This window comes from Sphingopyxis sp. (assembly GCF_019459305.1).
GTDB lineage: Bacteria > Pseudomonadota > Alphaproteobacteria > Sphingomonadales > Sphingomonadaceae > Sphingopyxis.
Genome location: NZ_JAIBES010000116.1, coordinates 1 through 5,995, shown reverse-complemented (window position 1 = coordinate 5,995; position 5,995 = coordinate 1). Strand labels below are relative to the sequence as shown.

Annotated in this window: 7 protein-coding genes; 4 read left to right on the top strand and 3 right to left on the bottom strand. The window is 63.7% G+C overall.

From position 1 onward, the window contains the following. A partial coding sequence (locus K0M74_RS13740; RefSeq protein ID WP_293973440.1) for an FAD-binding oxidoreductase occupies positions 1-698 on the top strand: 698 nt, incomplete at its 5' end. 91 nt (positions 699-789) lie between these two features. Continuing rightward, positions 790-966: a DUF1508 domain-containing protein gene (locus tag K0M74_RS13735; RefSeq protein WP_088441443.1), complete on the top strand. Its 177-nt coding sequence runs from the start codon at positions 790-792 to the stop codon at positions 964-966. 32 nt (positions 967-998) lie between these two features. Here K0M74_RS13735 and rnhA read toward each other — a convergent pair whose 3' ends face one another. The 3 genes from rnhA to ispH are packed head-to-tail and all read right to left on the bottom strand — an operon-like array spanning position 999 to position 3,402. Continuing rightward, positions 999-1,457 carry a ribonuclease HI gene (gene rnhA / locus K0M74_RS13730; RefSeq protein ID WP_293973435.1) on the bottom strand — a complete coding sequence of 153 codons (459 nt, stop codon included), beginning with the start codon at positions 1,455-1,457 and terminating at the stop codon, positions 999-1,001. Further along, positions 1,454-2,416 carry a homoserine kinase gene (gene thrB / locus K0M74_RS13725; protein WP_293973432.1) on the bottom strand — a complete coding sequence of 321 codons (963 nt, stop codon included), beginning with the start codon at positions 2,414-2,416 and terminating at the stop codon, positions 1,454-1,456. Before thrB ends, rnhA begins: the two co-directional genes overlap by 4 nt. After that, complete coding sequence (gene ispH / locus K0M74_RS13720; RefSeq protein WP_293973429.1) at positions 2,416-3,402, bottom strand: 4-hydroxy-3-methylbut-2-enyl diphosphate reductase; 987 nt, start codon at positions 3,400-3,402, stop codon at positions 2,416-2,418. Before ispH ends, thrB begins: the two co-directional genes overlap by 1 nt. 162 nt (positions 3,403-3,564) lie before the next feature. Here ispH and K0M74_RS13715 point away from each other — a divergent pair, with 162 nt between their 5' ends. Together K0M74_RS13715 and argS are read left to right on the top strand one after the other, a co-directional pair. Continuing rightward, entirely contained in the window at positions 3,565-4,236 is a 672-nt protein-coding gene (locus K0M74_RS13715) for a hypothetical protein (RefSeq protein WP_293973426.1), read from the top strand. Positions 4,237-4,368: 132 nt separating this feature from the next. Then, the coding region (gene argS / locus K0M74_RS13710; protein ID WP_293973424.1) for an arginine--tRNA ligase at positions 4,369-5,995 on the top strand (1,627 nt) is incomplete at its 3' end.

Below are 5,995 nucleotides of genomic sequence, written 5' to 3'. Positions count from 1 at the left end.
CGTGCAGCGACATCGATGTCGCTGCGCTTCACGCGGCCTATCTGCGCGGCGCCAGACGCGCGGGGGCGCGTATCGCGACCCGCGCGCCACTGCAATCGGCGCGGCGGTCTGCGAGTGGGTGGGACGTCGAAGTGGGCGGGGAGACGATCCACGCGGCGCTGATCGTCAACGCGGCGGGTGCGTGGGCCGACCGAGTGGCCGCGGCGTGCGGGGTCGCGCCGATCGGGATCCAGCCCTATCGCCGCACCGTCATTCAGCTGCGGCTGGGTGTGCCGGTCCCCGCCGAGTTGCCGCTTATCATCCACGTCGGCGGTGGTTTCTATTTCAAGGGCGAAAGCCAAGGTCGGGTTTGGCTCAGCCCGCATGACGAAACGCGGGTCGATCCGCATGATGCGGCGCCGGAAGATGTCGATGTCGCGATCGCGATTGACCGTTTGCAGGCAGTCGTCGACTGGCCCGTCGCCGCGGTCGAGCGCAAATGGGCGGGACTGCGCAGCTTTGCGCCCGACCGTATCCCGGTGTTCGGTGCTGACCCGCACCAGCCCGGTTTCATCTGGTGCGCCGGGCAAGGCGGCTTCGGTATCCAGACGGCGCCCGCTATCGCGGCGCTGCTCGCGGCACAGCTTGGGGCGCCCGCGCCCAGCGGCACAATCGGCGCCGTCGATCCGGCGCCCTTCGCGGCATCGCGCTTCGCCTGATATCAATCTGGCGTCTTGCGCGCCGCAGCCGTCAGCTTACGATGGATGCGTCGCGACACCTTGGGCGCGACAACGATCGATGGAGGATCCGATGGCCCATTATTTCGAGATCAAGAAGAACAAGGCCGGCGAGCATGTCGCCTATTTCAAATATAATAGCGAAACGATTTTCTGGACCGAAGGTTATTCCAGCAAGGCGTCGGCGATCAATGCGATCGAATCGATCAAGAAGAACGGACCCGCAGCCGAAACGCGCGAGGCCGAATGATTTGACGGGCGCGGGCGTACAGCGCGCCCGCGCTACTTTCCCCGCGCCACTTCCAATGCGGCATCGCTCGCCAACTGATCGGCGATCTCGTTATCGCCATGCCCGGCGTGGCCCTTGACCCACAGCCATTCGATGTCGTGGCGCTTGGCCTCGGCGAGTAGCCGCTGCCACAGGTCGGCATTGGCCACAGGCTTTTTGGCGGCGGTCTTCCAGCCGTTTTTCTGCCAGCCAAAGATCCATTTGGTAATGCCGTCGCGAACATAGACGCTGTCGGTCGACAGCTCGACGTTGCAGCGCCGTTTCAGCGCGGCCAGTGCTTCAATCGCCGCCATCAGCTCCATGCGATTGTTCGTCGTGTCGGGTTCGCCCCCCGACAGTTTTTTCACCACATCGCCCCAGCGCAGCACCGCGCCCCAGCCGCCCGGACCGGGGTTGCCCTTGCACGCGCCGTCGGTCGCGACGATCACCGTCTTGCTTTGTGCGTCGCTCATGCGGGGGAAAACAGACTGGCAGCGTCGTCGGCGCGATAGCGCAGCAGGCGTGCCAGGAAGGGCGAGGGGTCTTTGCGGGTGACCAGCGCGTCGGCAGGGGTGTGGACCCAGTCATGCGCGCGGGTGAGCAGAAAACGCAGCGATGCGCCGCGCGCCAGCGTCGGCAAGGCGGCAATCTCCCCATCAGTCAACGCGACTTCGCGTGCATAACCGCGCATCAATGCCTGCGCCAGGGCCGGGTCGCAGGTGCTGCCATCGGCGGAAAAGGTCCACGCCGCGTGCGTGATCACGAGATCATATGCCCGGAAATCGCTGGCAGCGAAATAGAAGTCAATCAGCCCCGTTACCCGGTCGCCGAGCATCAGCACATTGTCGGGAAACAGGTCGGCATGGATGACATGCGCGGGCAGGTCTGTCGGCCAATGGGCATCCAAAAAGCCAAACTCTTCGTCTACAGTCGCCTGCAAGCCCGGACGGACCGCGTCGAGATCGCCGGTAGCATTTGCGACCTCGCGCCAATGACGATGGCCCATGCTGTTCGCGCGGGCACCATCATATCCGGCCAGCGCGCGGTGCATGGCGCCCAAAGCGACACCTGCCGCCTCGCACTGCGCTGGCGTGGGATGGGTCAGCGAGATGCCCGACAGAAACTGGATGATGCAGGCGGCGCGGCCTGAAATCTGCTGAACGGCGATGCCACTACGGTCGCGGATCATTGCGGGGACTGGCGAACCGCTGGCCGCAAGATGATCGAGCAGATCGACAAAGAACGGCAGGTCGCCTTTCCGCACGCGTTTTTCATAGAGGGTGAGGATGAAGCGTCCGCCGGTCGTCTCGAGCAGGAAATTGCTGTTCTCGACGCCCTCGGCAATGCCCTTGCAGGACAGGACGCTGCCTATCTCATATCGCGCCACAAGTGCGGCCAGGTCGTCAGGGTCAACGTGGGTATAGACCGCCATCAGGCGGACGCCGGTTCTAGCCCGCGCGGCAGTTTGAACACCATATTTTCCTCGGCCGTTACCACGACCTCCTCAACGATCCGCCGGTGCGCAGCGACGGCGTCGATGACTTCGCGGACGAGCGTCTCGGGCGCGCTGGCGCCTGCCGTGACGCCCAGCGTTGCGATATCGGTAAGCCAGTCAGGATCTACGTCGGTGCCGCGCTGCACCAGATGCGCGGGGGTTCCCATCCGCTGCGCAACTTCAACGAGACGCAGACTGTTCGAGCTGTTTGGCGCGCCGATCACGATCATGCGGTCGCAATCTTCGGCGATCGCCTTGACCGCGTCCTGCCGGTTCGAGGTTGCGTAGCAAATATCTTCGCCACGCGGTCCGGTGATGGCGGGGAAGCGATGTTGAAGCGCTGTCACGATATCGCGCGTATCGTCGACCGACAGCGTGGTCTGAGTCAGGAACGCCAACTTACCGGGATCGGACGGCGACAGTGCTGTTACATCGTCGACCGATTCGACTAACGTCATCGCGCCTTCAGGTAACTGGCCCAGCGTGCCGATGACTTCGGGGTGACCGGCATGGCCGACAAATATGATGTGTCGTCCCGCTTCATGCGCGCGTTCAGCCTGGCGATGGACCTTCGATACCAGCGGACAGGTCGCGTCGATATAGTCGAGCCCGCGCATTTCGGCCTTAGCGGGGACCGCTTTGGGAACACCGTGGGCGCTGAATACCACCGGGACGCCGTCGGGAACCTGATCGAGCGATTCGACAAAAATCGCGCCCTGCGCCTTCAGCGTATCGACGACATAGCGATTGTGCACGATCTCGTGACGGACATAAACCGGCGCGCCAAACCGCTCGAGCGCCAGTTCGACGATACGGATAGCGCGATCGACGCCTGCGCAAAAGCCGCGCGGTGCCGCGATCAAAACCTTGAGTTCTGCGGTTTCGTCGCCGTTCGGGCGCGGTGTCAGATGGGGAGCGTTCATGATGCGGGCGCTCTAGCGCAGCATATGGCGCCGGGTAAAGAAGTTCGTCCGTGTTGCGCCGCGTTCATCGCACCGATAAGAAGCGGCGCGCATGACGCGGGATCGACCATCCCGATGCACCGCAAGCCGCATTGGCAAGCCTGTTTGGAAAGCCCGTTTATCATGATGTCCATTTCGTTCCCGTCGCGTAAATTTCTGACTGTGCTGTGCGGCACGGCGGCCATGGCGACGGCGGCGGGCTGTGCGAAGGACAATGAAATCGATATCGCGGGCGGTGTCGGCATTACTGCAACGCGTAGCGCCTGTCCCGCGGTGGCGGTGCCGCTGCACACCGGCGACATCACCCTTTTCGACCCGGCAACCAGCCGCGATGCGCGCGCCATCGATGTTGTTGCCGCAATCACCAATGTGACGCCGCAGTGCAACGATGCGAGTGAGAAGGTTTATCAGCTCGCCAGTTTCGACGTCGTCGCGACGCGCCGTGACGCCGGTCCGGCGCGGTCGGTGACTTTGCCTTATTATGGCACGGTCCTGCAGGGCGGCACCGCCGTGGTGGCCAAGCGACTTGGCAATGTTGTGGTCACTTTCCCCGAAGGGCAGACGCGCGGTACCGGCCGGGCGCAGGCATCGGCTTATGTCGATCGCGCCGCCGCGACTTTGCCTGCCGACATTCAGGAACGCATCACCCGCAAGCGCAAAGCGGGCGACCAGGACGCTGCGATCGATCCGCTCAGCCAGCCCGAAGTGCGCGCCGCAGTGCAGCGCGCCAGTTTCGAACTGCTGATCGGTTTCCAGCTGACGCAGGAACAGCTAGAATATAACGTCCGACGATAGCCGCGGCGGCGCTCCGCGCCGTTCGCATTTCTATGGCCCCGCGCGCCGACCGGGCGACGCGGGGCTTTTCGCGCCCGCTCAGCTGCGATAGGGCGCGCGCAAGACTTTTCTGATCGAAGTTAGGCCCATCCCGTGACCCTGTTCAGCCGTTTTTCCGACCATATCGACGCCGCGCTCGATGCGCTTGTCGCCAAAGGCGCCATGCCTGCCGGACTCGACCGCGCCGCGATCAGCGTCGAACCGCCGCGCGATCCCGCACATGGCGATGTCGCCACCAATGCCGCGATGGTACTCGCCAAGCCTGCCGGGATGAACCCGCGCGCGCTTGCCGACCTGCTGGTTGCTGAACTCGGCGCGCTCGATGAAGTGACCGAGGCGAGTGTCGCCGGGCCGGGGTTCCTCAACTTGCACCTCGTCGATGGCAGCTGGCGCGAAGAGCTGGCGCTGATCCATGGCGCAGCCGACGATTATGGTCGCTCGGCCATGGGGCAGGGGCGGCGGGTCAATGTCGAATATGTGTCGGCGAACCCGACCGGTCCGATGCACGTCGGCCATTGCCGCGGCGCGGTGGTTGGCGACGCACTGGCGGCGCTGCTCGAATATTCGGGCTACGACGTGATCCGCGAATATTATGTCAACGACGCCGGGGGACAGGTCGACGTGCTCGCGCGATCGGTCCATCTGCGCTACCGTGAGGCGCTGGGCGAACACGTCGGGGCGGTTCCCGAGGGGCTCTATCCCGGCGATTATCTGATCCCCGTCGCGGGCAAGCTGGCGACCGAATATGGCGACCGCTTCGTCGGCGCGCCCGAGAGCGCGTGGCTTGGGCTATTCCGCGCCGAGGCGGTCAGTGCGATGATGGACATGATCCGCGCTGACCTCGCCAAACTCGGCATCCATCACGATCTGTTTTCGTCCGAAGCCGAGTTGCAGGCGGCAGGAAAGCCCGAGACCGCCGAAAAATGGCTGCGCGACCACGACCTTGTCTATGACGGCGTGCTCGAAGCGCCGAAGGGCGAGACACCCGAGGATTGGGAACCGGTCGAGCTGCCGCTGTTCCGCTCGACCAAGTTCGGCGACGACCAGGACCGGCCGATCAAAAAATCGGACGGCAGCTGGACCTATTTCGGCGCCGACCTCGCCTATCATTTCCAGAAGGCTGAGACTGCGGACGAGTTGATCGACATCTGGGGCGCCGACCATGCGGGGACGGTCAAGCGGATCAAGGCTGCGGTTGCGGCGCTGACCGACGGCAAGAAGAAATTCGACGTCAAGCTGGTCCAGATGGTCCGCCTGCTCAAAAATGGCGAACCGTTCAAAATGTCAAAGCGCGCCGGCAATTTCGTCACCCTCGCCGACATCGTCGACGAGGTTGGCAAGGATGCGGTGCGTTTCACCATGCTGACGCGTAAAGCCGACGCGCAGATGGATTTCGACTTTGCCAAGGTGGTCGAGGCGTCACGCGACAACCCCGTCTTTTATGTCCAATATGCCCATGCCCGGATCGCATCATTGAAGCGCAAGCTGGCCGAAGCAGGTGTCGCCGATGCTCTACCGAACGCGGGCCGCCTCGACGATTATGAGCTCGGCCTCGTCAAACTGCTCGCGCAATTTCCGCGCATCGTCGAGGCGGCGGCTTCGGCGCGGGAACCGCACCGCATCGCTTTATATCTCGGCGACGTAGCCGCGGCCTTAGACGCCAGGGGGATACATTGTAAACGAACGACCGATAGCCCGGTAAATTTTGGAAATTCGAAAC